This window comes from Pseudomonas sp. LBUM1660, assembly GCF_059695935.1.
Window position 1 is genome coordinate 1471874 of record NZ_CP166795.1, and the last position, 25773, is coordinate 1497646.

Annotated in this window: 35 protein-coding genes; 31 read left to right on the forward strand and 4 right to left on the reverse strand. The window is 59.9% G+C overall.

Going from position 1 to position 25773, the window contains the following annotated elements; genetic code table 11:
• Nucleotides 1-9 precede the first annotated feature (9 nt).
• From ACA068_RS06855 to ACA068_RS06865, 3 genes are read left to right on the forward strand one after another with little or no spacing between them, the layout of a single operon-like run.
• Nucleotides 10-222 (forward strand): hypothetical protein, encoded by a 213-nt coding sequence (locus tag ACA068_RS06855; RefSeq protein ID WP_497308612.1) that lies wholly within the window; start codon nucleotides 10-12, stop codon nucleotides 220-222.
• Nucleotides 219-503, forward strand: a complete 285-nt coding sequence (locus tag ACA068_RS06860; protein WP_497308613.1) for a hypothetical protein — start codon at nucleotides 219-221, stop codon at nucleotides 501-503. The genes ACA068_RS06855 and ACA068_RS06860 overlap by 4 nt, the downstream gene beginning before the upstream one ends.
• Nucleotides 504-505: 2 nt before the next feature.
• A complete protein-coding gene (locus ACA068_RS06865) occupies nucleotides 506-1042 on the forward strand; it encodes a hypothetical protein (protein ID WP_497308615.1) in 537 nt (178 codons plus the stop codon).
• Between the two features lie 70 nt (nucleotides 1043-1112).
• On the opposite strand, the gene ACA068_RS06870 is transcribed toward ACA068_RS06865, so the two are convergent.
• Nucleotides 1113-1832 carry a S24 family peptidase gene (locus tag ACA068_RS06870; protein WP_497308617.1) on the reverse strand — a complete coding sequence of 240 codons (720 nt, stop codon included), beginning with the start codon at nucleotides 1830-1832 and terminating at the stop codon, nucleotides 1113-1115.
• A gap of 178 nt (nucleotides 1833-2010) precedes the next feature.
• Between ACA068_RS06870 and ACA068_RS06875 the strand changes: the two genes are divergently transcribed.
• The 3 genes from ACA068_RS06875 to ACA068_RS06885 are packed head-to-tail and all read left to right on the forward strand — an operon-like array spanning nucleotide 2011 to nucleotide 3820.
• A complete protein-coding gene (locus ACA068_RS06875; protein WP_497308619.1) occupies nucleotides 2011-2262 on the forward strand; it encodes a Cro/CI family transcriptional regulator in 252 nt (83 codons plus the stop codon).
• Nucleotides 2259-2882, forward strand: coding sequence for a DUF8585 domain-containing protein (locus tag ACA068_RS06880; RefSeq protein WP_497308621.1), 624 nt, complete (start codon nucleotides 2259-2261; stop codon nucleotides 2880-2882). The genes ACA068_RS06875 and ACA068_RS06880 overlap by 4 nt, the downstream gene beginning before the upstream one ends.
• A 5-nt stretch (nucleotides 2883-2887) precedes the next feature.
• Entirely contained in the window at nucleotides 2888-3820 is a 933-nt protein-coding gene (locus ACA068_RS06885) for a hypothetical protein (protein WP_497308622.1), read from the forward strand.
• 703 nt (nucleotides 3821-4523) lie between these two features.
• Here the strand turns inward: ACA068_RS06885 and ACA068_RS06890 are convergent.
• The 3 genes from ACA068_RS06890 to ACA068_RS06900 form a co-directional block, all read right to left on the reverse strand.
• Nucleotides 4524-4784: an ogr/Delta-like zinc finger family protein gene (locus tag ACA068_RS06890; protein ID WP_489266244.1), complete on the reverse strand. Its 261-nt coding sequence runs from the start codon at nucleotides 4782-4784 to the stop codon at nucleotides 4524-4526.
• 72 nt (nucleotides 4785-4856) lie between these two features.
• Nucleotides 4857-5726 carry a phage portal protein gene (locus ACA068_RS06895; protein WP_497310550.1) on the reverse strand — a complete coding sequence of 290 codons (870 nt, stop codon included), beginning with the start codon at nucleotides 5724-5726 and terminating at the stop codon, nucleotides 4857-4859.
• Entirely contained in the window at nucleotides 5638-7701 is a 2064-nt protein-coding gene (locus tag ACA068_RS06900) for a terminase large subunit domain-containing protein (RefSeq protein ID WP_497308625.1), read from the reverse strand. The genes ACA068_RS06895 and ACA068_RS06900 overlap by 89 nt, the downstream gene beginning before the upstream one ends.
• A gap of 162 nt (nucleotides 7702-7863) precedes the next feature.
• Between ACA068_RS06900 and ACA068_RS06905 the strand changes: the two genes are divergently transcribed.
• The 25 genes from ACA068_RS06905 (at nucleotide 7864) to ACA068_RS07025 (ending at nucleotide 25699) form a co-directional block, all read left to right on the forward strand.
• Nucleotides 7864-8775 (forward strand): GPO family capsid scaffolding protein, encoded by a 912-nt coding sequence (locus tag ACA068_RS06905; protein WP_497308627.1) that lies wholly within the window; start codon nucleotides 7864-7866, stop codon nucleotides 8773-8775.
• A 1-nt stretch (nucleotide 8776) separates the two neighbouring features.
• Nucleotides 8777-9793 (forward strand): phage major capsid protein, P2 family, encoded by a 1017-nt coding sequence (locus tag ACA068_RS06910; RefSeq protein WP_497308629.1) that lies wholly within the window; start codon nucleotides 8777-8779, stop codon nucleotides 9791-9793.
• On the forward strand, nucleotides 9793-10509 hold the full coding sequence (gene gpM / locus ACA068_RS06915) for a phage terminase small subunit (protein ID WP_497308631.1): 717 nt from the start codon (nucleotides 9793-9795) through the stop codon (nucleotides 10507-10509). Before ACA068_RS06910 ends, gpM begins: the two co-directional genes overlap by 1 nt.
• A 101-nt stretch (nucleotides 10510-10610) precedes the next feature.
• A complete protein-coding gene (locus ACA068_RS06920; RefSeq protein ID WP_497308633.1) occupies nucleotides 10611-11072 on the forward strand; it encodes a head completion/stabilization protein in 462 nt (153 codons plus the stop codon).
• Nucleotides 11069-11515 carry a phage tail protein gene (locus ACA068_RS06925; RefSeq protein ID WP_497308635.1) on the forward strand — a complete coding sequence of 149 codons (447 nt, stop codon included), beginning with the start codon at nucleotides 11069-11071 and terminating at the stop codon, nucleotides 11513-11515. Before ACA068_RS06920 ends, ACA068_RS06925 begins: the two co-directional genes overlap by 4 nt.
• The gene (locus ACA068_RS06930; RefSeq protein ID WP_497308636.1) at nucleotides 11502-12185 is read left to right on the forward strand and encodes a virion morphogenesis protein; all 684 of its coding nucleotides are present in this window, start codon (nucleotides 11502-11504) and stop codon (nucleotides 12183-12185) included. Before ACA068_RS06925 ends, ACA068_RS06930 begins: the two co-directional genes overlap by 14 nt.
• A gap of 11 nt (nucleotides 12186-12196) precedes the next feature.
• Nucleotides 12197-13312, forward strand: a complete 1116-nt coding sequence (locus tag ACA068_RS06935) for a DUF2586 domain-containing protein (RefSeq protein ID WP_497308638.1) — start codon at nucleotides 12197-12199, stop codon at nucleotides 13310-13312.
• Nucleotides 13313-13318: 6 nt separating this feature from the next.
• Complete coding sequence (locus ACA068_RS06940; protein ID WP_497308640.1) at nucleotides 13319-13771, forward strand: phage protein; 453 nt, start codon at nucleotides 13319-13321, stop codon at nucleotides 13769-13771.
• Nucleotides 13771-13983: a TraR/DksA C4-type zinc finger protein gene (locus ACA068_RS06945; protein ID WP_497308642.1), complete on the forward strand. Its 213-nt coding sequence runs from the start codon at nucleotides 13771-13773 to the stop codon at nucleotides 13981-13983. Before ACA068_RS06940 ends, ACA068_RS06945 begins: the two co-directional genes overlap by 1 nt.
• A complete protein-coding gene (locus tag ACA068_RS06950) occupies nucleotides 13980-14372 on the forward strand; it encodes a D-Ala-D-Ala carboxypeptidase family metallohydrolase (protein ID WP_497308643.1) in 393 nt (130 codons plus the stop codon). Before ACA068_RS06945 ends, ACA068_RS06950 begins: the two co-directional genes overlap by 4 nt.
• Nucleotides 14373-14603: a hypothetical protein gene (locus ACA068_RS06955; RefSeq protein ID WP_497308644.1), complete on the forward strand. Its 231-nt coding sequence runs from the start codon at nucleotides 14373-14375 to the stop codon at nucleotides 14601-14603.
• A complete protein-coding gene (locus ACA068_RS06960) occupies nucleotides 14593-14955 on the forward strand; it encodes a DUF1353 domain-containing protein (RefSeq protein WP_273902307.1) in 363 nt (120 codons plus the stop codon). Before ACA068_RS06955 ends, ACA068_RS06960 begins: the two co-directional genes overlap by 11 nt.
• A gap of 16 nt (nucleotides 14956-14971) precedes the next feature.
• A complete protein-coding gene (locus ACA068_RS06965) occupies nucleotides 14972-15214 on the forward strand; it encodes a hypothetical protein (RefSeq protein WP_224795506.1) in 243 nt (80 codons plus the stop codon).
• Nucleotides 15211-15498 carry a putative phage tail assembly chaperone gene (locus ACA068_RS06970; protein ID WP_497308646.1) on the forward strand — a complete coding sequence of 96 codons (288 nt, stop codon included), beginning with the start codon at nucleotides 15211-15213 and terminating at the stop codon, nucleotides 15496-15498. Before ACA068_RS06965 ends, ACA068_RS06970 begins: the two co-directional genes overlap by 4 nt.
• 20 nt (nucleotides 15499-15518) lie before the next feature.
• Nucleotides 15519-15662, forward strand: a complete 144-nt coding sequence (locus ACA068_RS06975; protein ID WP_497310551.1) for a DUF6890 family protein — start codon at nucleotides 15519-15521, stop codon at nucleotides 15660-15662.
• A 6-nt stretch (nucleotides 15663-15668) separates the two neighbouring features.
• A complete protein-coding gene (locus ACA068_RS06980) occupies nucleotides 15669-17789 on the forward strand; it encodes a phage tail tape measure protein (RefSeq protein ID WP_497308648.1) in 2121 nt (706 codons plus the stop codon).
• Nucleotides 17786-18103: a DUF2590 family protein gene (locus ACA068_RS06985; protein WP_497308650.1), complete on the forward strand. Its 318-nt coding sequence runs from the start codon at nucleotides 17786-17788 to the stop codon at nucleotides 18101-18103. Before ACA068_RS06980 ends, ACA068_RS06985 begins: the two co-directional genes overlap by 4 nt.
• Nucleotides 18100-19272, forward strand: a complete 1173-nt coding sequence (locus ACA068_RS06990; protein ID WP_497308652.1) for a baseplate J/gp47 family protein — start codon at nucleotides 18100-18102, stop codon at nucleotides 19270-19272. Before ACA068_RS06985 ends, ACA068_RS06990 begins: the two co-directional genes overlap by 4 nt.
• A complete protein-coding gene (locus tag ACA068_RS06995; protein ID WP_497308654.1) occupies nucleotides 19269-19793 on the forward strand; it encodes a phage tail protein in 525 nt (174 codons plus the stop codon). The genes ACA068_RS06990 and ACA068_RS06995 overlap by 4 nt, the downstream gene beginning before the upstream one ends.
• Nucleotides 19794-19804: 11 nt before the next feature.
• Nucleotides 19805-21934, forward strand: a complete 2130-nt coding sequence (locus ACA068_RS07000) for a phage tail protein (RefSeq protein ID WP_497308656.1) — start codon at nucleotides 19805-19807, stop codon at nucleotides 21932-21934.
• A gap of 2 nt (nucleotides 21935-21936) precedes the next feature.
• Complete coding sequence (locus tag ACA068_RS07005; RefSeq protein ID WP_497308658.1) at nucleotides 21937-22578, forward strand: hypothetical protein; 642 nt, start codon at nucleotides 21937-21939, stop codon at nucleotides 22576-22578.
• Complete coding sequence (locus ACA068_RS07010) at nucleotides 22571-23503, forward strand: hypothetical protein (RefSeq protein WP_497308659.1); 933 nt, start codon at nucleotides 22571-22573, stop codon at nucleotides 23501-23503. Before ACA068_RS07005 ends, ACA068_RS07010 begins: the two co-directional genes overlap by 8 nt.
• Nucleotides 23500-24048: a baseplate complex protein gene (locus tag ACA068_RS07015; protein ID WP_497308660.1), complete on the forward strand. Its 549-nt coding sequence runs from the start codon at nucleotides 23500-23502 to the stop codon at nucleotides 24046-24048. Before ACA068_RS07010 ends, ACA068_RS07015 begins: the two co-directional genes overlap by 4 nt.
• Entirely contained in the window at nucleotides 24045-24749 is a 705-nt protein-coding gene (locus ACA068_RS07020; RefSeq protein WP_497308662.1) for a hypothetical protein, read from the forward strand. The genes ACA068_RS07015 and ACA068_RS07020 overlap by 4 nt, the downstream gene beginning before the upstream one ends.
• On the forward strand, nucleotides 24722-25699 hold the full coding sequence (locus tag ACA068_RS07025) for a hypothetical protein (RefSeq protein ID WP_497308664.1): 978 nt from the start codon (nucleotides 24722-24724) through the stop codon (nucleotides 25697-25699). Before ACA068_RS07020 ends, ACA068_RS07025 begins: the two co-directional genes overlap by 28 nt.
• Nucleotides 25700-25773: the final 74 nt, after the last annotated feature.

The following is a 25773-nucleotide window of genomic DNA, read 5'->3' on the forward strand; positions in this document are numbered from 1 at the left end:
GGCATGACTATGACTTTCGATTTTTCAGAGCAAGACAGACAAATTCTCTCCCACAGCGTGTCTGGCTGGAGGAACGCGAACGTGGAAATCGATACCGCTATCGAGTCCGAAAACTGGACTGCTATCGACAGCGCCCAAATCGATCGGTCATCGCACGCGAACACCATCGCGCTGATCGTAAACAAATACACAGACCCAATTGAACAAGGAGCACGGTCATGATTGGTATCCCAGAGACAGGCACCCTGGAAAATGGCCGTATCGCTGCCAACGTCACCAGCGGCTACAAGTTCACTACTGCGGATGGCCGACCTGCGCGTCTGGCCATCATCGATGACCAGGGCAATGTGGTTGAGTCTGGCGAGGCTGTTGCCCGTGAGGCGTGGAATGTGTGCATCGCTGTAATCAAGAATTTCAAAATCGGCCAAGGGCACATTGTGGTACATAGCGCCCCTCCTGGAGGGGCAGTGGTAAATACAAGCCTTGTTCAAGGGGGAGATTGACCGTGAAGACGTTTATCTACAAAGCTAGGTCTGTTGGGCCAACGCTACTCGTAGCGGAGAGTCAGTCTGTGCTGAAGCTGCATCATCTCCTTATATATTTTCCGAACCTCTCTACGCGAGCGAGGGGGAAGTTCGATATCCCCGAACTGATAGGCCAAGTCACCCTTGTTCATTATATCAAAACGCCTTTTGGCGAGATGAAGAAACCTAACCACGTCCAGGTCGTCAGTAAGGGCGTGTCTCACGCCATCGATGTTTCTTCGTCCATATTCACGGCCAGGTTCAGGGAGGAACAAGATGGACTCATGCGCCGTCCAGTGGGGAGTGAGGTCGATCAAAGCTCCATGAGTGTCTTGCCAGACAGCGTGAAACTCAGCTTCGATGTAAAGATCAGCGACTTGCCAAATAGCCCAGCCATTCAGCTGTTTTCCCTTATGAGCAACAATCTGCTTTGGGACAGTGTCGAAACTTTCACCGATTGGCTCGCCATCCAACGGTTTATGAGGGATGACGATGGGGGACTGGCCTTGGACTACTGAACGGCAGAAATCAAGTACGTATTGTGAGTCTGGGCATGGCGCCTGAGAGATCAACATAAAGTCATTCCGCTTACATTCCGGTTATCTTGGCGTCGATCGCCCGACCGATTATTTCCCAGTTGTTGTCCAATACAACTGGCTGATAGCTGGGGTTGAGCGGTACCAGGTAGCCGACACCGGCATCCATCGCGTACTGCTTGAATGTGGTCTCCCCACTGACTGTGTTGCGGGCAACATAGAATTTTCCACTGATGACATCGAAGCCCTCTGGGCGGATCAGTATCGGGGTGCCTTCTGGAAAGGTAGGTGGGGTGTCCGAGGTCATGGACTTGCCCTTGACCCTCAACCAGTAGCCCTTGGCCCCTGCATTTTCGGTGGAGCTAAGCCACTCGTCAGAGATACCCGACGGGTAACTGGCAGACGACTCTATGCCTTGGCCAGCGTCAACCCATGTTATTAACGGGTATTCCTTGGCTTCTCGATACGGCTGCAGCATTGGGCTGACATTGGAGTGCGCAGTGGTTGCCGCAAACTCTGAAATTTCCGCAGCGAGACGCGGACTGAACTTTTCAACCGGTTCGCCCAGAAGCCTTGCTAAGGCGGACGCAAACCTGATGTTTAGAGCGTTGATGCCATTCAGGTAGTGAGCCACTGCAGCAGGACTTACACCTATTTCATCGGCAATCTTTCGCTTGTTTAGGTTGAGTTCTTTTTTCTTCGAGAGGTAAAGCTCATTTGCAGCTTTGCACTCATCGAAAAGCTCGCGTGGAAGTGGTGGCTTTTTATTCATAGGGGTAATGATAAACCGGAGGTAAATTTAAATAATTTACCTGCGGCATCGTTGTTGGCTGCTTTTTAATACGTGGGGTTTCTTTGTTGAGGAAAGCAAAATACCATAGGTTTCTTTTTCCTTGCGGTCAGCGATACCTCAGGTTAATATTCTGGCGTCTGCTTAGAGATGCCCTGCTATGAACCAAATCCCATTGTCTGAATTAGCCGCCAAAATTGGGCAGGCAGCGGTTGCCGAGGCCTTCGGGGTCACTCCCGCAGCCGTGCATAAGGCAATTAAGTTGGGTCGGCAGATCATCGTGTCAGTGCATGATGATGGCTCCTACACAGCTCAAGAACTGCGCCCGTTTCCATTCCAAAAAGTCCTGCCATCCCCCAAGCTAGGGGGCGCTGCTGGGGACTCGCAGGTTATTGCGCAGAAGCTTCTATGAACACGTCCAATCTAGGACAGATGTCCACGTCCCGTGACCAGGTGCTGGTCGCCCATGCCGTTGAGATGATCGCGCGTACCGGTTTCAGCCAGGACGACTTTGCCCAGTTGCTTAGCAGCAACCTGCATCGCATTGTTCCCGATAAGGCCGTAAGCAAGGACGTGCCCGATTTCGACGAGTTGGCCAAGGGTAACGAAGCGCCGGCTTTCCTCAGAGCATCAGGGGCCTGGTTGCGCCGCGTTGGCCGCTGGCTCAACGGTGAGGTAGATCTGCCGTGCTGGCTGGAGGAGGCGTGGGTAGCTGCTCTTGAGGGCGACTTCAAAGACGCTTGCATTAACGAGCTGGCCAGCCGTCACGGCTTGACCGGTGCACGCGAGCAGGACGGTGACGGCAACCCTCTGTGTGCGTTTGGTCTGCTTGTGGCTAGGCTGGGCGATACGGTTGCCCTGGGCAGCGAGATCCTTGCAGACGGCCATATCGACCTCCAGGACATCGACAAGCTACCTTGCTTTGTCGATCGGCTCCGGTCAGTCGAAGCGCGGTGCTGCGAATTGCGCTCGCGTGCCCAAGACGTGCTGCTCGAGCAGCCCCAGAAACCTATCCTGCACCAGGTGAACTAGCGCCTGTGACTCAGCCGGATAAGGACATCAAATCGCGAACGAGCGACCGCAAGGCCGGCCCCACAAAGGGTCGGCCTACTGCTGTGCATCGCGATAAGAAAAACCCGCATGCGGCCCTGCATGCACCTATCCGACCGGCTCGCTACCGAGAAAAGCGTCATCTAACCGCGGCTCAATTGAGTAATCCTTTGATACGCCAGGCGTTCAAACGGCTCAGCCGGATGGGTGACGAGCTGCGCGGTACATATCTGCGTTCGCTGGACACCATCCATGGTGGTCGACGCACTCGATCCGAGAAGTTTTCAATGCTGGCCAAGACAGCTGAGCAGATGTTGCTACGGTTGGACCTGGCTACGGGCGTATTAGGTTGGCTGGAGGTAGAGGAGGGGCGGTACTGCCTGAGCACCCAGTGCAATATCGCTGAAGACAGCGAGGTCTCCGCTTCGTCTTTCAGTCGCTTCATGCAAGGCTTGGAGCAGGCCGAGTATGTTTACCGGCGCATTGAGAAAGTGCGTCTGGATGAAAAAGATTCGCAGGGGCTTCACCTAGTTCGCACCCGTGTTCTGGTGCGCTTCACTGAAAAGTTTTTTGCCGATCTAGGCCTTAGCTATCTTTGGTTCCGCGCTAAGAAAGCGGCCATCAAAAAGCGGGAGCGTGAGCTGCGCGAGGTCGGTGCGATGCGCAATGCACGTCAAGAGAAAGCGTCCCTGGAAGAGTTTAAGAGGCAGCAATCGCGTAGCAATTGGCAGAAAAGCGAGGCTCGGAAGGCCGCTGTTGCTCAGGGGCAGCCACAGGATGCAACGCCTAGGCAAGAGACGCCTTGCGGCACCAGCCCTCCGTATGAGCCTGACAAGCCGCATGGTCGCACCGTGAACGATAAGCTGGCGCGATTGATGCGCAGTGTTCAGGTCAAGAAAGACAACACCCCTTCGGAATAATCGCGGATCCCGCGAGGCCAGGTCACGCCTGGCCATCGAAAAACCATCCCACATCCGTACCTGCATCGCCTGCACGCATCGCGGTAGAGGCCATCGGCCACGTCTGCGTCGACTATCTGCCGCAATTCTGCTGCGCCGCCGGCGCGCACGCAGGGCTACCAGGATGTCTTTGAAATAAATGGGATTTTAAACCCCGCTCAGTACCCCCCATAGGGTAAAAAAAGAGACTTCCGAGGTGTCCACAGGGTCAGTGTGTTGGGTACAAGATGATGCCTTCGCCCAAGGGCTCAGTTCGCTGCGCTCAGCTTTTTATGAGGATCGCGGGCTACGCGCCCGCCCAGCGGCAGGGCAGTGCCCTGCACCCATGCTGGATGCCCTGCACTCCGTGCCGGGCATCCAGCGGGCACAAAGCGGCAATTGGGCGCGCCGAGGTGAGCTGCAAATTTCACGGGCAGCGCTCGCGGACAGGATCGGCCGGCGCTGCTCAGATTTTTGGGTGCGAATTTGTCCGACAACCGGCCGCTACGCGGGTTCCGCCGCGCCGAGATTATGAGTATCAGCTCAGATTGTGTTGGCGGCTTATATGCCTGCGGTGCAGGCATTACGATGCATGATTTGAGATCGATGTTGAAATATACCCACTGTGGGCACGGGAGCGGAGAGGCTTGGATGCGTCGGGGAGGTTGCGAATCTGGTCCTGTGGTCAGCCTCGTTGGGAGGAGCCGACCTGCAGGAACAGTTCTTGCTGCTGCTCCGCTGGCAAGCTTCTGATTCTCTCCAGCAGGAGTGTGTCGAGGCGTTGTCCCGGAGGCCGCAATGAGTGCTTGAAAGTCAGTTCGGATACCCATGTGTGTCCGCACTGAGCATCCAAACACTGGCAATACAGCTTCACATAGCCCCGGGTAATCTCCTCCCGTGAACTTATGCGCCCTTTGTGGTCGCAGGCAGTGCAGTAAATTCGCATGTTTCCCTCCCCAGGGTTGCAGAGCCACTATTATGCCGTCGCTTTTAGTGATAATCACCAAATACTGTCTATTTAGTCAGTGGTTTTTGCTTCTTCAGCTGGGGTTCTCCAGCTAATTCTCCTGTCTTGTCGCAGGGTGTCGTTGACCTGGTTGAACAACTGGCAGATCGGCCGAATCTCGTTGCTGGTGTATACCCGATCGATCTTTTCAATATCGCCAAAGCCGGCGCTGTTTTCCGGGATGATGCCGGCCAGCGCGGGGTTCATGCGCCAGGCGGCAATCACGTCGTTGCGCGTGATGTTCTTGACCTTCTCCAGCTCGTCCTTGGCCTGAAAGTCCCCGACCGGAATGATCTGGATCGCCTTTTCGGCACCGCCCGGGATGTTCACGAACATCGATCGGAAGTTACCCACGCCCTTGCTCGCGCTGATCTGATCACGCAGTGACTCTTCGTCCTCCTCGGTCAGGTTCGGGTCGTTGGTGTAGAAGATGTAACCGGCGTGTGCGCCGTTGCTGTAGTAGCGACGGCGGAAGAGGGTGGCGGCCTCATTGAGCAACAGCGCCTGCATGCCGCCCAGGTAGTCGGGCACGCCGTATATGTTTTGTTCCACGTCGTAGTTCATGACGTGCTCGACTTCATCCTCTTCAAATTCGACTTCCTTGCCGTCCGGCAGCAGCATCACAAACCCGCCACCAACCCTGACCCGCATATTGATTGTCGGCAGGTGTTCCATTTCCAGCACCTGGCCGAACGCATTGCGGTTGCGCCGAAAGTACGCCTCGCCAAAAACCATGAAATCCAACCCGGCGCGGCTCATGGTCTGGACTGAACAGCCCTCTGAGGCAATGAATTCACGCAGCAGCAGGTTGCGCTTGAACCCGGGAATGGCGCCGTGGTGTGCGTTGGCGCGCAGCAGTTTGGCCAGGCCTTGGCGTGACACCGGCGGCGTGTAGGTTTTGCCGTCGTGGGTGGCGAACACGCCCAGGTAGTGCCCGATGTTCTCGGTCAAAACCTGTTCCGGTGCACCGAATGAAAATGCCCGCATCGGACCTGGTACTGGTTTTTGCGGCTGGTTTTTTACTGGTTTGCCCATGGGTGCTTGGTCCGCTGAGTGTGTAGCGGCTGCGCCGCTGTTTGTTGGTATTGAGGGGTTCGTGGGCCAGGGCGTGCATGATTGCCCAGGCGATATCGGCATGCCCGGAGGCGTCGGTACGCGACGCGCTGTACGTGACCTGGCCACCGCCAGTAGTGCCACGCTTGATCGTCAGGAAGGCCTGAGCGATGTCGTTCCAGCCGGCGTCCCACTCGATCCTGCTGCCCTGAATCGTGTCCTGCGCCTTGAGCACTAGGGTGTTTTTGGTTTCGAGGCTGTAGTGGATCGAGGTCGCACGCGGATAGAAATCGCGCACCAGGTCGAACACGCCGTAACCGATGCCAGTCGTATCGATGCCGATGTGCTGCACGTTGAAGCGCTCGGTGAGTTTCTTGACCTGCTCGGCCTGGTACTTGAATGACTGCCCACGCCAGCTGTGCTTTTCCAGAATCCGGAACTTGCCGCCGTCCTCGAGCGGAGGGGCAATGACCACGCAGCTGGCATCGTCGCGGGTGCGGCTCGGGTCGTAGCCGATCCATACGGGGCTGTTGCCAAACGGGCGCGGGTCGTCAGGGTCGTAGTCGGTCCACAACGACAAGTCGGAGTAGCAGCGCTCCAGGTCGACCAGTGAAAAGGCGCTTTGCGTGCTGTCGATGAACTTGCACATGAACAGCTGCTGAAACTTGTCCTCGTCGTACTCCAGCTGCAGCTGCTCGAGGTCGAACAGATCGCAGCCGCCGGCAATGGCGTCGAGGATGGTGATGACCTTGCGCCATTGCCCGTCCGGACAAAGTGAGCCAGCCGCCGCTTGGGCTTCGCTGGGCCATGGATCTTTGGCGTTTTTGCGTTTGCTGTTGCGGAATTTCTCGCCAGTCCAGAACGGGTACGCCTGATGCGACACCGCGCTGGGCGTTGAAAAGTAGGTTTTGCGCCACTTCTTGTGGGTGGCCATGGCACTGGCGACGGTGTTCAGTTTCTCGAAGTCGCGGATCCAGAAGTACTCGTCAACGTAGACGTGGCCATGGTGCCCCTGGGCGGTACTGCTGTTGGTGCTGAGAAAGCGCAGCTCGGCCCATGGCTTGCCGTCTTTGCTCAGCACAATCGGGTTGCCGGTCAGCTCGAGGCCGAACCACTCTTGGGCGAACGACACGATGTAGCTACGGAAAATCTCCGACTGGGCGCGGCTGGCCGACAGGAAGATCTGGTTGTCACCGGTGAGCACGGCGTCCATGAACGCTTCGCCGGCGAAGTAATAGGTCAGGCCGACCTGACGGCTTTTCAGGATGTTGCGGATCCGCGCTGTCAGCGGGTTCTGTTTGGCGGCGAACAGCTCTTTCTGGTAGCCGTACATTTTGCTGATGAACTTGTCGAGAAAATCCACTTCCGTCAGCTCGCCGACTTCGTTTTTGGCCTTCTTCTCGCGTTTTTTTCCGCCCTTGTCGCTGCGCTCGCCTCTGTCCCGACGTTCACTGCGTTGATTATCTCGGCGCTGGCCATCGTCCGCCGGCGGATCGCCGATCGGCGCCGGTGCCGGTTTCGCCGATTGCTTCAACAGCCGTTCGCGAACGGTGGTCAATCGGTCGAGCTCGTCCAGATCGGCCTTGGTCAGCGACGTGGCTTTGTCCAGGAGGAGGGTGATTCGCCGGCCGACGGCGGTCAGCGGTTCTTCATCCGACAGCATGTCGTCCCACTCGCCCTGGCGGATCCAGTAGTAAACGATCCGGATGTTGGGCAGGGACAATTGCGCCTGAATTTCACGCGGCTTGCAGCGGCGTAGATACAGGCGTTTGGCGGCTTCTTTTAGTTCGGGGGCGTATGGCATGGCCGCAGTCTATGCGGCGAAAACAGTGAAAACGCGGGGTTAAACTCCGCGTTTCACCTAGATCACGGATATAGGAGAAACGCGCAATTGAACCGTTTGTTTGGGGCGCGTTGGCTCCCTATCGTGGCGGCTCAAATCACCGATTGAGCGCAGTTAACGCCCATGCCCCGTTCCCTTGTTTCGTTCTGGAAACGTGTCGCCACCAGCGGCCCGACCGTAGATGGCCGCGAGATCCTTCCCCAGGAACTGCGTGATATCGCTGATACCTACAAGCCGTCCCTTTACACAGCTGTGATCTGGTGCGACCACGAACGCTGGCCGGGTTCCCACGGTACTGTCTTTGCGGTGCGCCTGGTGGAAGAGGGTGACGATTTGGCCCCGGGGCAGATTGCCCTTGAGGCGCAGTTGAAGCCCAACAACAAATTGCTGTGGCTCAACGACCAGGGCGAAAAGTTGTTCACCAGCATCGAGATCACCCCCAACTTCGCGAACACCGGCAAAGCCTACCTGACTGGCTTGGGTGTGACCGACGAACCGGCCAGCCTGGGCACTCAGGAACTCTACTTTTCAAACAAGACAAGCAAGGCCGCGTATTTCGCCGCCTCTCATGAGCTTGGCCCTCTTCGCGACGATCAGCCTCAAGGCGAATTGACCAAGCTTCTGGGCATGTTCACCGGGCTGTTCAAGCGCTTCGGTATTGAAGAAACCCCAGCAGACCCGCAAACCCCCACCGAGAGCAAACCCCCAATGGATGAAGCTACAGCCAAGGCCGTCAAAGCCCTGATCGAGCAATTGATGATTGTGGCCGCAGGCCTGCAAGTATTGATTGAGCCGATCGTCACCGAAGAAGAGCCGGACCAGGCGCCGATCGATGACGTGCAAACGGCGGTCGATGCGATCGTAACCACGGCCGAGGAAGAAAAGAACCTCAGTCGCCAACAGTCCGGCAACAAAGCCGTCCTGGCTAGCCTGGCGCAACTGCAAAAGCAATTCGCTACGTTGTCGAACACCCCTCAAGGTCGCCAGCTGCCGCGTTCCACTGGCCCCGCCGGCACCAAAGCGCGGGTGCTGTGATATGAGCCAGAAATCCCTGTCCAACCGCGCTCTGTTGCAATACTCCGCACTGTGTTTGGCGATCGGCGAAACCTATGGCGTCGACGTGACTCGCCAGTTCAACGTCGAGCCGAGCATTGCCCAGGAACTGAACGACAAGATCACCGAGCGCGCCGATTTCCTCGAGCGCATCAACGTCGTGCCTGTCACTGAGATCAAGGGCGAAAAGGTCATGTTCGGCGTGAACGGTCCGGTGACCAGCCGCACCAACACCAAGACCACTGATCGCGAAGCCAAGGATGTTTCCGACCTGACTGGCGAGGGTTACGAGCTGTTCGCCACCGAGTCGGACGTTGGTTTGCCTTTCGCCAAAATCGACAGCTGGGCGAAGTTTCCGGACTTCGCCGATCGCTACTCGGCGGCGGTACAAAAACAGATCGCCCTCGATCGCATCATGATCGGCTGGCACGGCGTCACTGCTGCAATCCAGACCAATCTGGCCACCAACCCGATGCTGCAGGACGTGAACAAGGGTTGGCTGCAGCTGGCCCGCGAACAGATTCCTGAGCAGGTTCTGCAGGAAGGCGCGGTCGACGGGAAAATCACCCTCGGCGCCGGCGGCGATTACGAAAACCTCGACGCCCTGGTGCACGACACCAAGCAGATGATCAGCTCCGTGTTCCGTGATGGCGGTGACCTGGTGGCGATCGTTGGCAGCGACCTGTTGGCAGCCGACAAGGCCAAGCTTTATTCCAGCCAGGCGGGCAAGCCAACTGAGAAAGAGCGCATCGAAAGCGCCCAGGTTATTGCGACCTATGGTGGCCTGCCGACCTTCACCGTGCCGCACTTCCCGGTTAACGCCGTGGTCGTCACCAGCTGGGACAACCTGTCGATCTACTTCCAGGACAGCAGCTGGCGTCGTCACCTGCTCGAGAATCCGAAGCGCTCCCGCGTCGAGGATTACAACGGCCGCAACGAAGGCTACGTGATTGAGCAGTTGGAGAAATTCGCGGCCGCTGAAAACGTGGAGTTGATCTGATGAGCCTGGCACTGGCGCACAAGCGCCGCATTCAAGCCGAAGGCCCTGCAGCGGCTGCACGCGCCGGTGCCGAAGCGGTGGTGTATTCATCCGCCACCGCGCTGTCCAGCCCAGCCAACGCCAAGAAGCACCTGAAGCTCATGGAAGACGCATTAGCCCAGGATCTGGAGCGTGTCAGCGCGATCAACAGCCGCGAACTGCGTCAGCAGCTCAAGCGTGACGAGCTGCTGCCCAAGTACCTGGACTACGTGCAGCGCTACCGCGATTCCGGATTGAGTTTCCCGAACTCGGTAGTAATGCAGGTCCTGGTGTGGCTGTTCGACACGGTGCAATTCGAAGCAGGCCTCGACTTGGCGAACTTCGCCATGGAGCAAAACCAGCCGATGCCTGAGCGCTTCAAGCGCGATGTGCCGACCTTCGTTGCCGATGCTGTGATCGAGTGGGCCGAGGCTGAGCAGAAGGCCGGTCGCAGTCCGGAGCCGTATGTGTCCGACCTGCTGCCGCGTGTCGATGGCGAATGGCAGCTCACTGAGCAGATCCCGGCCAAGTACCACAAGTTGCTTGGGATCCGCGCCCTGGACGCCAGGGAGTGGACGAAGGCCATCACGCACTTTGAGCGCGCCACTGAACTGCATGCCGCTGTTGGTGTGGGCACACGCCTGGAGGGCGCTCGCAAGGCCCTGGCAAAAGAACTGGCTACCAAAGCCGCCGAATAACCCGACTACCCCCCCCCGGCGAGAAACTGTGGATGTGAGCCAACCATTTATGGCCCTGACCCACTGAAACAGTTTTCCCGCCCCTATTCGAGTGCCCAGCAATGAGCTTTTCCGGGAAACCCACGACCTTTGTGGAGCAGGCGATCGAGAACGACGGCTTCTGGCCGGACCTCTCCGTGGCCGAGTTCCAGAAGGGTTATCGCCTGCCGGCGGAGTACCTGGTAGAGATGCTGGTCACTGATTTGACCACTGCGATGATCGAGGTCAATCACGACCTGGCCAAGCGCAAAAGCCAATGGCAGAACGTGGGCGTCACCACCGTGGAATCTGCGGACACCACGGTGCTGCCCGAGCGCACTTTTCACGTAGCGACGTACAAGCGCGCTGTCTATTGCCGTGCCAAGGCCAGCTTGCTGACCCAGTTCGCCACCGTGACCCGTCGCGAAAGCGCGGAAAACACCGGCAAAGAAATGCCCGAGCGTGGCGAAACCTTCCTTGAGTTCAGCCAGCAGGCCGTCCGCTCTCTGCAGGGCCGTGGCCGCATCACGGCGGCACTGCTGTGATCAAACTCCGCGCCCTGACCACCTACCTGATCGAGCGCCGCCTGGTCGAGGCTGAACAGCTCGACAGCTGGACCGACCAGGTGAATCTCGAACTGATCTGGAAGCCCGACGTCGGCGGCATGCGCATGGGTGATATGCGCTACATCGCCACGATCGCCCTGGAGCGTTTCGCCGATCATCCGGGGCGGTTGATGGCATTGGTGGGCAGCTGGCTCGAGAGCAACGACCAGGACCGCGACGATCTGCCGGCGGCGAAGTTCGACATCACCATGCTCGACAACGACCTGGCCGACGTCGACATCACCCTCGAATTCATCGAGCCGCAGTACCTGGCCGAGGACCCAAGCGGCGAGATCCTGGCCTTCGAAAAGACTTGGTCGTTCGTGCCGTTTGACCTGTGGGTCGCTGAACAGGGCGAGGTGTCCAGCCATGGCCGGTCGTAGCACCTTCGAACTCGATGCCCGGGGCTACCTCGGCGTGCGCGAGCAACTGGCCCTGCTCAGCCTGCCGCCGCAACTGCGCCGGCGTTTGCTGAACAACGTGACCAAGCGTGTGCGGACCATGAGCCGCAAGCGCGCGCGTGATCAGCAGAACCTGGACGGCTCGCCTTTCGCCGAGCGCAGAGGCTCGGGCAAGGGCAAGAAGAAGATGGAAGCCGGCCTGGCCAAGCTGATGATCGTCACCCGCGTCAGCGCTGACGAAGCCGAACTGGGCTGGCGTAACGCCCTGACCAGTTGGGTCGCGGCGCAGCAACACAACGGCGTGAGCGAGCGCCGCACGGCGGCTCAGATGAAGCGCTGGAACAATGTTCCTGCCGGCCTGGCTGCCACCGACAAGCAGGCAAGGCGCTTGCGCCGCCTGGGCTTCAAGGTTCGCCAGGAAGGTAAAAAAGCCCTGACCCGGCCGTCCGTAGCCTGGATTCAAGAGCACGTGAATTACGCCAAGGCGGGGCTGCTGATCCGCATCTTGGACGATGAAAAGACCGAGAGCAGCGGCGCGCAGAGCTGGGAAATCACCTTGCCCAAGCGCCAGTTCATCGGCGTCAGCACCGAACGAGACACTGGCTTGCTGCTGAACCAGGTGCTCCAACAAATCCTTAATTCTCCCCGCTAGCGAGGCACTGCATGGCACTCGGCAAAGTCAGCGTTAACAATCTCAATCTGGGCCAAGGTGCCGTGACTGAGATCGAGCGCTATTTCCTTTTCATCGGCACCGGCGCGAAGAACGTCGGTCAGTTGCTCCCCCTGAACACCGACAGTGACCTCGACGGCGCCCTGGGTATTCCGGCCAGTGACCTGAAAACCCAGATCACCGCCGCACGCCTTAATGGCGGCGATCGCTGGGCGTGCCTGGCCGCTCCGATCGCGGCAGACGGCGAGTGGTCCGAAGCTCTGGAAAAAGCCCAGCAGCAAGGCTTTTCCGTCGAGGCGGTGGTGATCACCACACCGATCGACGCCAAGGCCGATCTGTCGCAAATGCATGATGCGGCCATCGCCCTGAACAACACCTACGGTCGTCGCGCCTTCGTGATGGCGGCGTCTGCCGGCATCACCGTGCTGCAGGCCTGGTCGGAATACCTGCTCGAGCAAAAGCTCCTCACGGCCGACGTCGCGGCGCCGCGTGTTCTGGTCGTGCCCCAACTGCACGGCAATGACCTGGGCGTGCTGGCTGGTCGTTTGGCCAACGCTGCCGTGAGCATTGCCGACAGCCCCATGCGTGTGGCGTCTGGCGCAGTACTGGGTCTGGGGCCTGTGCCCGTGGACAAGGAGGGCGTACCACTGCCGTCGGCGATCCGTGCCGAGTTGGACAAAGCGCGGTTCTCTGTCTCGCAGACCTACCCCGACTACCCGGGCGTGTTCTGGGGTGACGGCAACATGCTCGACGCGCCGGCGAGTGACTTTCAGGTGGTCGAGTACCTGCGCCTGGCCGACAAAGCTGCCCGTCAGGTTCGCCCGCTGCTGATCCGCCGCGTCGGCGATCGCCGCCTGAACAACACGCCGAACAGCATGGCTGCCGCGATCAGCGCGTTCATGAAGCCGCTGCGCCAGATGGCCAAGTCCACCACCTTCGCTGGCTTGGTGTTCCCGGGCGAAATCGAATCGCCCCAGGACGGCGACATCGTCCTGGTGTGGCACAGCAAAACCAAGGTCGAGATCTACATCAAGATCCGGCCGCTCAATTGCCCGAAAGACCTGACGGCCAACATCGCCCTCGACCTTTCCAACGACGATCTGGAGTAAGCCCCTATGTCAGCACGTATTGGCGGCAAGAACTTCGACGTGAACCTGGGCGACCTGCAGGTTCACGTCGACAACTGCACGCTCGACATCACGGACAACACCGCCGTGGCACAGAGCGCAGGCGTGCCGAATGGGCACGTCGACGGCGATGTCTCGGCCAGCGGCGAGATGGAATTCGACACTAGCAACTTCAACTTGCTGATCGAGGCCGCCCGATCGGCGGGCAGCTTTCGCAAGATGGAAACCTTCGACGTGGTGTTCTTCGCTGCCGCCGGCGATGAGGAGCTGCGCGTCGAGGCCTTCGGCTGCAAGTTGAAGGTGTCCAGCCTGCTGGCAGTCGATCCCAAGGGCGGCGAGAAATCCAAACACAAGGTGCCGTTCGACGTCACCAGCCCGGACTTCATCCGCATCAACGGCGTGCCGTACCTGGACGCTACCGAGATCGAGGGCCTGCGCTGATGGTGTGCCCGTTCGACCGTGCCCAGGCGCTGGAGCAACGCCAGCGTGACCGGGCGATCGCGGCCCAGCTCGCCCAGGTGCGCCCGATCGGGCCAAGCCGGACCCACTGCCTGGACTGCGAAAACCCGATTCCCGAGAAGCGCCGTGCCTTGGGCGGAAAAATCCGCTGCACGCCCTGCGAGTCTCTTTCCGAGCAAGGACAACGCCGATGAGCCTCACCACCTGGCCGCACTTCGCCGCGGCTGAACTGCGCTGCAAATGCGGCAAATGCAACAGCACCGGCGCCGAGATGGATCCGGCGTTCATGGCCGAACTGGTGACTCTGCGTCAGCAATTTGGCCGGCCGATGACGCTGAGCAGTGCCTACCGCTGCCCGAAGCACCCGGTGGAAGTGAACAAGCCTGCACCAGGTGAACACTGCACCGGCCTGGCCGTTGATGTGCGCTGCCGTGGCGAAGACGCCGTAGAGATCCTGCGCCTGGCGATGAACCTGAAGTTCACCCGCTTCGGCATCAGCCAGCGCGGTAACTCGCGTTTTCTTCACCTGGGCATGGCGCCGACCGGTGGCCGATTCCCCAGCCCTGCGATCTGGAGCTACTGAATGCGCCTGAATCACACCCATGTCGTTGTTGCCCTGGGCGCAGTGTTGTTCGGCAGCCAGCTGGAGAACATCGCCATCGCCTTTGATCGCTCGTATGGCGAGGAAGTCGCGGCGATCGCGGGGGCTTATTGCTTGGCTCCGGAAAAGCTGCGTCTGGCTCTTCGTGAAGTAATCGACGTGAGCGCGGCACCGAACAAAATCCGCGTGGAGTGCACCGCCGATGCCCTTTAAAAGCTCCCTAGTCGTTAAGGCGGTGATGGGCACCAAGCAATGGCAGTTGGTGCGGCCGCTGATGTACCTGACCACCCGCAATCAGTGGGTGACGGTGCCGCAGTGCTACCGCACCGATCTGGCCAGCGTACCGCGCCCGGTCTGGTGGCTGATTCCGCGTGACGATGAATGCGCCCGCCGGCCTTCGGTGGTGCATGACTTCATTTACACCAACGCCACCGACCGATTCACCAAGGCCGAGGCCGACCAGGTGTTCTACGACGCCCTGCTCGAGGAGGGCATGCCCAAGCCGTTGGCCTGGCTGATGTACACCGCCGTCCGGATTGGCGGCCGTGGCAACTGGAGCGCATGAAATGGAGCTTTCATCCATGACCGTGAGCGTACTGCTGATGATCACCGAGCTGGTCCTGACCGGTGTCGCGGGCTTTCAGGTGTACCTCTTTAAACAGATCAGCGCGGCCCGCCGTGAACACCTCGAGTTTCGCATCGAGGTCGCTGAGCGATACGTCCGGGCCGAGCACATCGATAAGGCCATGGAAAAGCTGGAAGACCGGCTGGAACAGCGGCTGCAGCACCTTTTTAACCAACCACCACAACGGAAAAGATCATGAGCGAAACACGCGATATCACCCTGGAAGTCGGCGACAAAGAATTCACTTTCACCCTGACGCCCCAAGACGTGACCAAGTACTTCAACACCCTGACCCAAAACAACAAGGTCGCCCCGGCCAACAACCTGTTGGTCAACACGGTGAAGCAGGAAGAACGCGCCACTTTGAAAGCACTGCTGGGTAACCCGGTAATGGTGATGACACTCGCCGGCGCGCTGGTCGAGGAGTACGGCCCGGACGTTGAAGTGCTCGTAAAAAAGCCCTCGACCACGCTGAGCGCCTGAGCGAAGACGGCCTAGGTCAGCTGCTGGCCTTGGCCGGTCGCTGGTTACCTGGTGAAGCGCCCACACCTGAGGTGATGGGCACTGCCAAGTGGCTGGAGGACAACCACTGGAAACGCTTTGAGATCGCCGTAGCCAACGGCATTGCTCAAGCACTGAACGGATAAACACGCATGGCTGACCGCGCTGCCCGCCTGGCCTTCATTTTGAGTCTGACCGACAAGGTCACCGCGCCTCTGGGCAAGGTGAAAATGGGCTTTTCCGACCTTGCCGAGAAGAGCGAAAAGAACATCAAGACGATGGGCATGGGGCTGGGCGGGATGGTCGGCGCCGGTGCAGCCATCACCGAGTCGTTGGCCCCTGCCTTGGAGATGAACCGCGCCCTGGGCGAGGTGAGATCGCTGGGCGTGGCCGAGGACGCGCTGAACGCACTCAATCGCAAGTCCCTGGAGTTCTCCGTGGCCTACGGTGAAAACGCCCGGGATTTTGTGGCGTCGGCGTACAGCATCGAAGGCGCGATAAAAGGGCTTACCGGTGACCAGTTGGCCACGTTCACCAACACCAGCAACCTGCTGGCCAAGGCGACCAAGGGCGATGCGGAAACCATGGGCGCCTACGTAGGCACCATGTACAACCTGTTCAAGGGCCAAGCCGACGCCATGGGCAAAGCCGAGTGGGTTGAAAAACTCGGTGGCCAGACCGCGCTGGCGGTGAAGCTGTTTCGTACTGACGGCGCCCAGCTCAAGGACGCGTTCAAGGAGGTTGGCTCGATCGCCACGACCTTTGGCGTCGACCTGGCCGAGCAGTTCGCGGTGATCGGCTCGCTCAGCAGCACCATGGAAGGTGGCGACGCCGGCGGGATCTACAAGGCCTTCTTCGAAAACATCGGCGCCGCCTCGGAAAAGCTGGGGATGAAATTCACCGGCCAGAACGGCAAGTTGCTGCCGATGATGGACATCCTCAGCAAGCTCGAGGGCAAGTTCGGCGACCTGAACAGCGCAGACGCCGGCGCTAAGTTGATCGAGGCCTTCGGCGGTGAAGGTGCTCGCGTCATTACCGCGTTGACCAAGGACACCGATCGCCTGCGCAACGGCATGGATCAACTCGGCAAGGTGCGCGGCCTGGAGAATGCCGAGAACATGGCCAAGGCCATGGTGGACCCGTGGCAGCAATTTGCGGCCGCTGTCGAAGCCTTGCGCGTGGTGTTTGGCCAGGTGCTGATCCCGATCCTGACACCACTGATGAACAAGCTGGTGGCGATCGGCGCCACGCTGACACGTTGGACTCAACTGTTCCCGAACATCGCCCGGGTGATCGGCATCGTCACGCTGACCGTCTTCGGGATCATCTTCGCGATGTCCGCGCTGACCATGGTGATCGGCATCAGCCGCATGACCTGGCTTGGGCTGGTGACGGTTTGGAAAGTGGTGCAGCTGCTGAACCTGCGCACCATAGCCGGCTTCGTGCTGCAGAAGCTGGCCATCCTGGCCTACCTGTCCATCTTGACGCTGTTCGGTGCGGCCATGCTGGTCGTTCGCGGCGTCATGTTGGCCTGGCAGGCCGCTATCTGGCTGGTCAACTTTGCCCTGACCGCCAACCCGATTGGCGTTGTTGTGATGGGGATTGCGGCGCTGGTCGCGCTGGTCGCCGTCGCCATTTACTACTGGGACGAATGGACCGCCGCACTGCTCAACAGTGAAGCCTTCAAGTGGGTGAGCGAACAACTCACCGCACTGTCGGACTGGTTCAACTCCATGGAAGGCTGGTCAGCCATGGCCAAAGGCGCATGGGACAGCATCGTCGGCGTCTTTTACAAAGCCATCAACAGCCTGATCGAGATGATCAACACCATCCCAGGCGTGAACATCGAGACCCGTTTCGGCGACATCCCCGAGCTGCCGGGCATCGACACCGCCGTGAGCGCGAGCGTGCCCGTCAGTGCGCAAACCGGCGAAGTGTCCAAGGTGCCGGGGCTCGAGCGGGCGCTGAACGCATCCGCGCCAACCGGACCGCGTTCGCACGGGTTGCCACAGGTGCCGGGTGTCGACGCGGCGGTGAAGGCGGCGGAGTCCGCCAGCGCAGCGCAGAAAACCCAGCAATCCATCAACGCGGCCGTTCCCAGTCTTTCGCCGTCGCGTGCCTCGGCTGTGCCAGTGGGCGGTCTGCTCGCCAGCATCCAGAACACCAGCAACCAGAACAAGGGCACCCATGTGGAGAACGTGAACATTCACACCAGCAAAGCAATGACGCCGCTGGAGATGGAACAGATGGTCAGCATGGCGGTGCCGGGATGAGTGAGTACATCGATCTGTTGATAGTCGGCAACGACCTGTCGTTGGATCCGTCGCGTCAGCCGTTGCTGATAGATGACCGGGCCAGCATCGCCCAGGACATCGCGCACATGATCCGCGAAAGCGGCTTGCTGGTGACTCTGGTCGCCGAGCGCAACAGCCTGCGGCAACGCGACTGCATCCAGCAGTTGGAGTTGCGGGTGGAGGATGACGAACGCCTGGTACCGGGCACCGCTTTGATCCGCCAGCTTGCACCAGGTCAATTCCTGGTGACGGCGAAAACCCTGAGATTCGGCGAGATCGAGGTGACGCTGTGAGCGACGTGGACTTTAAACAAGCACTCACGGACGCCGGCATTCCGACGACCGAGGAAGGGCTGCGCAAGGTATGGGAAGCGGAAGTAGCCGCACAGGGCAGTAAGCTCAGCAACACCGGGGCTTACTCGCCATTCTGGCGCGTGATCACAGCGCTGGTGACCAAGCCGGTACTTTGGTTGATCGGCTTTGTGAGCGACACAATCTTGCCCAACTTCTTTGTGAAGACGGCCCGCGACAAGTGGCTGGACATGCTCGCCTGGGCAGTCAACGTCGAGCGCAAAGGCGCCACCAAAGCGAAGGGTGTCTTGCTCTTCACTCGTGATACCAACGCCGGCGTGCTGGAACTTCCAGCGGGCATCCAGGTGCAATCGGCCGCCATCAATGGACACGTCTATCAGTTGGTCACGACCACGGCGGCCACCTTCGCCGATGGCGTCCTGCAGCTGGAAGTGCCGGTGCAAGCGCAGGACGTCGGCAGTGGTTACAACCTGGCCCCGGGGTACTACGCGATTCTGCCGGTACCAGTCCCGGGCATCGTGCAGGTGGTGAATGCGGACGGTTGGCTGATTGCACCAGGTGCGGATCCGGAACCCGATGAACAGCTGCGTCTGCGCGTGCGCAATCAGTTTTCGGCGGTCAACCAGTGGCACACCGACGCGGTGTATCGCGCCATGATTTCTAGCTTCCAGGGCGTGCGCCCGGATGGCGTGTATTTCCTGCATGGCGCGCCCCGTGGACCAGGCAGTGCCAACGCCTATGTGCTGTTCGATGCGGATGTGCCGGCAGCGACCTATCTGGAGCAGATCAACGCGCATATCCGCGACCAGGGCAACCATGGCCATGGTGACGATCTGCTGGTGATGGTGATGCCGGAAACTCAGCACGCGCTGCAGGTGACGGTCTGGCCACGACCGTTTCTGACGGCTGAGAAACGGACAGCCCTGCAAGCCGATGTGGCGCTGTTCATCCGTGCCGCGTTTCGCGAGAGCACTCCGGGCGACTTCCAGCCGACGCTGACTTACCCACAGGCGCGGTTCTCTTTCAGCCGGTTGGTGGAGGAGCTGCATCAACAGTTTGCCGGCATCGAGTCGTTGCATTTCGAAAACGCCGACATCGTTTCGGAACTGAGCATCCCGCGCATTGCCAGCCTAGAGGTCGCGCTGTCGTGATCAAACTTAATTTGCCGTTTTGGCTGGACGGTCCACAGCTGGCAAAACTCAGGGCTGCCAGCCAAGCCTGGTGGGAAAAGGTCGAGGGCTGGTTGCAGTGGCCCCTGCTGCAACTGGACGCCGAAACCTGCCACCTGACCATCCTCGAGTTGTTGGCCTGGCAGCGCGACATCACCCGCTTCAAGGATGAGCCCGAGAGCCTATACCGCCTGCGGGTGAAGTTTGCCTTCATCAATGCGGTGGACGCCGGCAGCACCGCCGGCCTCAAACGGATCCTGGTGCGCTTGGGTGTCGGCTATGTCGAGATCGACGAACGCATGCCCGATCGGGACTGGGACGTGGTGCTGCTGCGTCTCTCGGACTCGCAGCTGTCACAGAACCCCGAGCTGTTGCGGGTGTTGATCCAGCAATACGGCCGCACTTGCCGGCGCTACGACTTCGTCACCATCACCCCTTTGTCACTGCGCATCGTCGCGGTGGACTTTAACGATGACCAGCAAACGCTGGTTGCCACCCTGTAGGAGAGCCCGCCATGGGAGCCAGTATTACCCTCGCCGGCGAAAGCCTGATTGCCCAAAAACAGGGCGGCGGGCAACCGCTGACTATCAGCCGCTTTGTCTTGGCCAACGTCCCGGGGCTCAACCCCAACGCAGCAGTGGACCGTGCCGCTGGCAAACCTGCGGCGGCGCAGATCGTCGGCAGTTACGACGTCACGCAAAAAGGCTTTGTGAATCCCAATCAGGTGGTTTACAGCCTGATGATGGGCAGCGACATCGGCGACTTCGATTGGAACTGGTTGGGGCTGGAAAGCGCCGAGGGCGTGCTGTTCGCCGTGGCCTACGTGCCGGTCCAGCAGAAGCGTAAAAACATTCCGCCGCTGCAGTTGGGCAACAACGTCACCCGCAATTTTCTGGTGGTGTTTGACGGGGCCCAGGCGCTGACCGGAATCACGATCGATGCCAGCACCTGGCAGCATGACTTTACCGTCCGCCTCAAGGGCATCGATGAGCGCGAGCGCCAGAGTAATCGAGATATTTTCGGGCGTGCCTGCTTTTTCGATGACGCCCTGCAGTTGGTAAAGGTTGGGGCTGGGTATCAGCTCAACCCGGGCGTGGTTTACGTCGAAGGCATTCGCGTCGAGCTGACCAGCGCCTTGCCGATCGCAGCGCCATCGCTACCCACGCAAGTCTGGATTGGCGTGAGTCTGCGCCGCGAACTGAGCGACGTGGTGAGCAACTGGACTGTCAACTGCTCGCCGTGCCCCGCTGATTATCTGGAGGGGGAAAGCTGGGTTCATTGCATCCCCGTGGCCAATATCGTGGCCGGTGGTTCGGTGACGGATCTGCGTACGATCGAACCGATTGATGGGCCGCTGATCCAGCATTTTGCCGCGCGCATTGGCTACTACCCAGGCCTTCGCGCTGGGGCCTCGGACAAGCTGGCCATGCCGCGCCTGATCAATGGCGTGCCGTTTGATGGCAGCACCGATATCACGGTAGATGACAGCACCAAGGTGCCACTCGGCGGCGGCACGCTCACGGGCGGCTTGCGCTTTAGCGTCCCGCAGATCGCTGGTGGGCTGGTGAGTTGGCAGGAACGTCAATCAGCCCTGCACATTGATTGCCCGCTGAACAACTTGGCCTATTCGATCTGGAAAAGTTCGAATTGGAGCGAGCGCCATTTGGCCGCCATGGACGTTTTTTCCGGCGGAAGCAGCAGTTCCATCCCGATGGTGGTGATGCATGTCGGTGCTTTGAGCAGTGCGTTTACCTTCGACGGCACCGGGCATCTTACGATCAAGGGTTCCTACTATGGCGATGGCGGCAAACTCACCGGGCTGGATGCCAGTTCGATAACGAAAGGGACGTTGCCCGCTGCCCGCCTGAGCGGCACCTACAACGTCAACGTGTCCGGCAACGCGGCGAGTGCCACCAAGTTGGCCACGTCCAGGACCATCAACGGCGTGCCGTTTGACGGCACGCAAGACATTGGTATCGCGGATGGCTCCAAACTGCCCCTTACCGGTGGGATCATGACCGGTACCGCCCGTTTTTCATTTGCCGAAATGGGCGGCGGCTTTGTCCATTGGCGTACCCGACCGCCAGCGTTACAGATCGATTGTGCGAACAGATCGTTCACGTACTTGCTGTGGAGAGCAACCGATTGGAGTGACCGCCACATCGGCGCAATGGAAGCATTCTCGAATGGCGGCACTGGCTCGCCAGCGATGATCGTCAGCCATGTGGGCACCACCGATAACGCTATGACCCTGTCGGAAGGTGGGCACCTCAGCATCACCGGTATTTATAGCGGCAACGCCTCGGGCTTAACCAACCTGCCGCGAGCAACGCCTTTTGTACCAGGAGCCGTGTTCAAAAACGTGGCTTCCCTCGGCCCCAATGGCTGGTGGAAATGCAACGAGACGGGAAGGATCAAGCAATGGGGTCTTACCCTCGGCGCTTCCGATACGGTCACGCATCGCAGTTTTCCGATCGCCTTTCCCAATGCGTGCACGTCCCTGGTCGCATCCCGGACCAGTCTTTTTTACTCCGACGTTACGTCCGGTACCAACACCCTGATTGTCAGCCGGGAACGCTTCTCGGTGATTTCCGGGCCATTCGATTCACCGGACGAAATTTACTGGATGGCTGAGGGTTACTGACCATGACAATCTTTTTTCACGCAAAAAGTACCGGTTTCTATGACACCCGCGCCCATGGGGAGCGCACCCTGTGGCTCGCCGATCCGGACTGGATCGTTCCAAAGGTGAGGGTGTCAGACCCGAGTTGGAGTGCACCCGACGATGATCCCGAGGCACAGGCTCCGTGGGTACTGGTCGACGACCAGCAAGCCCAGCCGCCGCTGATCGAAGTCGTCAATCCGGACTGCCATCTGCCGCCGGCTAGCGAGCTGTGCGAGATCACGCCAAGCAAGTATCAGGAACTGTTTGACGCTCAGTCACGCGGAAAAGTGCTCAGGGCCGAAGGCAAGTATCCAGTGGCGGTAGATCCGCCGCCGTTGACCTGGGATCAGCGCACCGGCGTGTACGTCGCTGCCGTCCAGACATTTTTGGACAAGACCGCCAAAACTGCCGGCTACGACGATATTAAAAGCGCCATTACCTACGCCGATGAGCCCGCCGTGCCGCGCTTCCAGGCTGAGGGTGTGGCGTTTCGCACCTGGCGTTCACTGTGCTGGGCCTACTGTTACGAGCAACTGGCGGCGGTCGAAAGCGAACAACGGGGAGTGCCAACGACTGCCGAGTTGATCGCCGAGTTACCGGCATTGGTGTTGCCTCATGAATGACAGCACCTGGGCGCCAGTGACGATGCGCTGGCCTGAGCAGGCCACGCAATGGATGGGGCAGTTGTCAGCAGCCAAGGATCTGGCCAGCGGCGAGCTGGGCAGCACCGTGCAGCGCTTGGCCGGCCTCGACGGCATGACCAGCACCAACCCGGGACCGGTGGGTGCTGCTGCCGAAAATGCGATTGCGGCCGGTCGGGCGGCGCTTGCCGGGCAGATGGGCGAGGCGCCGGCGTGTTTGACGGTCACGCCATTTCAAAGCGGGATCGGTCAAGGTCGGGGCCACCAACGTTTTCTATCGGCGCCGAATTTGCTGCAGCAACTGGCCGCCAAACTTGGCGATGGCAGCGACAGCGGGTTGCCGGTCGGTGAGCAATACGCCTTGTCGCTGCTGTTCCTAGGCACGCGCTATGACCAACTGGCCGCAACCCTGTCGCGCTTCAACGCGTTGTTGCCAGTGCCTGACCTGGTGCGCACCGAACGACGCTCCCGCCATCTGGCCCAACTGGAAACCGAAAAGTGGCAGATGCCCAGCGCCGGTCCTTTGCCCCGGTGGCAGTCACTACCGCTGGAACGCTGCACGGTGGTGAAGGCGGCGAAGCAGTCGATGTCCGGCCAATTGGCAGTGCTGGAAAGTTACGCGGCCGACAGCTCGCCGATGAAAGATCTGGCCGCGCTGGCGATCCGTAAAGCCGCCCAGCAACTGGGACGGGACCAGCAATTGACGGATCTGAAAGCGCTGCTGGCTGGGGGTAACCCTGATTCCAGCATGCGGGCACGCCTGATCGGTCCGGGGCACGTCAGCGACCTGCGTCACGAGCTGCTGGCCGGCGATGCCCCGGGACACGAGTGGGTGGTTTGCGCCGGCGTGCTGCTGGTCGGCTCGCTGGAAGGATTGAGTTTTGTTCGGGAGCTGGTCGGCCTATGACGCTGTTACTTGATGGTCAGCAAGTCCTCGGTAAGCGCATGAAGATCACCGCCAATCTGCGCATTGAAAGCGATGACCTGTCGGGGCAAACCAGCAACACCGAGACAGCGCACAAGGGCTTCAAGCCCAAAACCCTGGCAGTGACGCTGATGATTCCTTTTGTTGACCAGGTGCAGTTGCGCGATCTGATGCGAATGGCTGAAGCCACGGCCGGCGGCGGACAGCTCAAGCTCTACCGCATCGTCAATGACACGGCTGCTGCTTTTGGGATCCGTGAGGTGCAGTTCTCGGACGGTGTCAGTGCCCGGGAAGACGACTCGCTCAACGCGTGGCTGGTGCAGTTCACCCTGTCCGAGAAGCTATCGAACCCCGAGAAAGTGGAAAACCGCCGCGCCGGCAATGCGGTCAGCGCGCAGTCTGCGCCCGGGCAGGCAGTCGGTGGTGCAGCGGGCGAGGGTAGCAGTGGCGCAGGCGAGAGCCAGGCGTTGGGCGGGTTTGAATCCGTCCTGAAGCGCGTGGACGACTACCTGGGCGGCAAGACATGAAACTGCACAAGGTGCTGACCATCGGAGGCAAAGCGTATTCCCTGGTGAAAGACGATGTGCGCCTGGACGCGAAAAGCCCGGGGCGTGCGACGTTCACCATTCAGGCCGATGCCCCGGTGAAGGGATTGGTCATGCTCGATATCGGCTACAACGAGCGCACCCTGCAGCGGCACTTCATTGGCTACGTCGAACGATCGACGGCGGCCAACAACCTGCAGCAGATCATCGTCTGCCGCGAACTGGCGGCGGTCCTGGCCAACCCGTTGCCGCTGAACCTGCGCCATGTCGATCTGTCGGCGGTGCTGGCCGAGATTAGCAGCAAAACCGGGCTGCGATTCCGTGTTCCAGAGCAACCCTATGCCAAGGTCAAGGCGCCGTTTTTCTACAGCCTTGCGACTGGGTATTTGGCCATGGACAGTCTGGCCAACGTGTTCAACATCCCCGACTTCATCTGGCAGCAACAGGGTGACGGTGAGGTGTTCGTGGGCAGTTGGGCCGACAGCTTCTTTGGCGCTCGATCGCCGCTGCAGCTGCCAGTGGAATTATTCGACGGCTACCAGGGTAATCAAAGCGCGGTGGTCGCGGTCCTTCCGGGACTTCGCCCAGGTGCAACTATTAACCAAGGCGAGAGGATCACCAGCGTGACCCTGGCCGGCAATCAAATGGCGATCAAATGGACGACGCAATCCGTCGCAGCGTAGAGCGGCAATTTCCAGAACTCACTGGCGGCTACCACTTGCCGCGCTTTGGTCGGGTGGTCGCCGTCCCGGATGCGCCAGCGGCCCCGGGTTTGTGCGACGACTTCCGGCCGCGCTTTGGCGTCGACGTCGAAGTGCTGCTGCCTGATGGCGAGCCCGATCCGGATCTGCCAATCCTGAGCAGCCTGCCGTTGCCGGCGCCGATGGGCGGGCAAGAGGCGGGCATGTTTGGCTTTCCCGAGGAAGGCACCACGGTGGTGATCAGTTTCGCCTATGGTCTGCCGCACAAACCCTTCATCACGCAGATCCTGCCGCACGGCCTGAGCCTGCCCCGGGTGCCGAAAGGCGACCAGGTGTGGCAACACAGCGAGGCCTGCCAGCAGCGTGTAGATGCCGACGGCAACTGGTTGCGCCAGACCGATGGCAAGATCCAGGACAAGGCGATCGAGCGCGAAGTCGAAGCCCTGGATAACACGGAGAGCTTTCAGAATCACACCAGGACGGTGGACGATCATTCGACCGAATCGGTGGGGGGCATCAAGAAGATCGAGGCGATGGGCGCGCTCAAGTTGCTGTCGGGTGGATCCGCGAGCCTGGCAGCGGTGGACGATTTGCACCTGGCGACTGGCCGGGATCTTAATTTAGTGGTGGGGCAGAAGCACAACGCCACGGTAGGTGGCGACATGCACGAGCGGATCGAAGGGATACGCGAAAGCGTGACCGGGATCAGTCAGCAGCTGCAGGCGCCGAAGAACTGGATCGGCTCCGGAACTGTGAACCTGTTTCAGGTTGTTTGCGACATGCTCGATCTACTGCAGCAGATGAATACTCAGCTGGCGGCTCACACGCACGTACCAGGGCCGACGCCGAGCCCGACAGATGCGGGGGCATTCACACAGAAAGCTGCGCAGGCATTGCTACTTTCACAAAAACTCAGTCTTATTACGCTTTAGCTAACTGTTTTTGGAAGGTTGTTTTTCGACCGCATTGACGTTTAGTGCCCAGCATATTCAGGAGATATAGTTTT

Coding starts and splice junctions, on each gene's coding strand:
- ACA068_RS06855 (WP_497308612.1), top strand. CDS start 10: ATGACTTTCGATTTTTCAGAGCAAGACAGACAAATTCTCTCCCACAGC.
- ACA068_RS06860 (WP_497308613.1), top strand. CDS start 219: ATGATTGGTATCCCAGAGACAGGCACCCTGGAAAATGGCCGTATCGCT.
- ACA068_RS06870 (WP_497308617.1), bottom strand. CDS start 1,832: ATGAATAAAAAGCCACCACTTCCACGCGAGCTTTTCGATGAGTGCAAA.
- ACA068_RS06875 (WP_497308619.1), top strand. CDS start 2,011: ATGAACCAAATCCCATTGTCTGAATTAGCCGCCAAAATTGGGCAGGCA.
- ACA068_RS06880 (WP_497308621.1), top strand. CDS start 2,259: ATGAACACGTCCAATCTAGGACAGATGTCCACGTCCCGTGACCAGGTG.
- ACA068_RS06890 (WP_489266244.1), bottom strand. CDS start 4,784: ATGCGAATTTACTGCACTGCCTGCGACCACAAAGGGCGCATAAGTTCA.
- ACA068_RS06900 (WP_497308625.1), bottom strand. CDS start 7,701: ATGCCATACGCCCCCGAACTAAAAGAAGCCGCCAAACGCCTGTATCTA.
- ACA068_RS06905 (WP_497308627.1), top strand. CDS start 7,864: ATGCCCCGTTCCCTTGTTTCGTTCTGGAAACGTGTCGCCACCAGCGGC.
- ACA068_RS06910 (WP_497308629.1), top strand. CDS start 8,777: ATGAGCCAGAAATCCCTGTCCAACCGCGCTCTGTTGCAATACTCCGCA.
- gpM (WP_497308631.1), top strand. CDS start 9,793: ATGAGCCTGGCACTGGCGCACAAGCGCCGCATTCAAGCCGAAGGCCCT.
- ACA068_RS06920 (WP_497308633.1), top strand. CDS start 10,611: ATGAGCTTTTCCGGGAAACCCACGACCTTTGTGGAGCAGGCGATCGAG.
- ACA068_RS06930 (WP_497308636.1), top strand. CDS start 11,502: ATGGCCGGTCGTAGCACCTTCGAACTCGATGCCCGGGGCTACCTCGGC.
- ACA068_RS06935 (WP_497308638.1), top strand. CDS start 12,197: ATGGCACTCGGCAAAGTCAGCGTTAACAATCTCAATCTGGGCCAAGGT.
- ACA068_RS06940 (WP_497308640.1), top strand. CDS start 13,319: ATGTCAGCACGTATTGGCGGCAAGAACTTCGACGTGAACCTGGGCGAC.
- ACA068_RS06945 (WP_497308642.1), top strand. CDS start 13,771: ATGGTGTGCCCGTTCGACCGTGCCCAGGCGCTGGAGCAACGCCAGCGT.
- ACA068_RS06950 (WP_497308643.1), top strand. CDS start 13,980: ATGAGCCTCACCACCTGGCCGCACTTCGCCGCGGCTGAACTGCGCTGC.
- ACA068_RS06955 (WP_497308644.1), top strand. CDS start 14,373: ATGCGCCTGAATCACACCCATGTCGTTGTTGCCCTGGGCGCAGTGTTG.
- ACA068_RS06960 (WP_273902307.1), top strand. CDS start 14,593: ATGCCCTTTAAAAGCTCCCTAGTCGTTAAGGCGGTGATGGGCACCAAG.
- ACA068_RS06965 (WP_224795506.1), top strand. CDS start 14,972: ATGACCGTGAGCGTACTGCTGATGATCACCGAGCTGGTCCTGACCGGT.
- ACA068_RS06970 (WP_497308646.1), top strand. CDS start 15,211: ATGAGCGAAACACGCGATATCACCCTGGAAGTCGGCGACAAAGAATTC.
- ACA068_RS06980 (WP_497308648.1), top strand. CDS start 15,669: ATGGCTGACCGCGCTGCCCGCCTGGCCTTCATTTTGAGTCTGACCGAC.
- ACA068_RS06985 (WP_497308650.1), top strand. CDS start 17,786: ATGAGTGAGTACATCGATCTGTTGATAGTCGGCAACGACCTGTCGTTG.
- ACA068_RS07000 (WP_497308656.1), top strand. CDS start 19,805: ATGGGAGCCAGTATTACCCTCGCCGGCGAAAGCCTGATTGCCCAAAAA.
- ACA068_RS07005 (WP_497308658.1), top strand. CDS start 21,937: ATGACAATCTTTTTTCACGCAAAAAGTACCGGTTTCTATGACACCCGC.
- ACA068_RS07010 (WP_497308659.1), top strand. CDS start 22,571: ATGAATGACAGCACCTGGGCGCCAGTGACGATGCGCTGGCCTGAGCAG.
- ACA068_RS07015 (WP_497308660.1), top strand. CDS start 23,500: ATGACGCTGTTACTTGATGGTCAGCAAGTCCTCGGTAAGCGCATGAAG.
- ACA068_RS07020 (WP_497308662.1), top strand. CDS start 24,045: ATGAAACTGCACAAGGTGCTGACCATCGGAGGCAAAGCGTATTCCCTG.
- ACA068_RS07025 (WP_497308664.1), top strand. CDS start 24,722: ATGGACGACGCAATCCGTCGCAGCGTAGAGCGGCAATTTCCAGAACTC.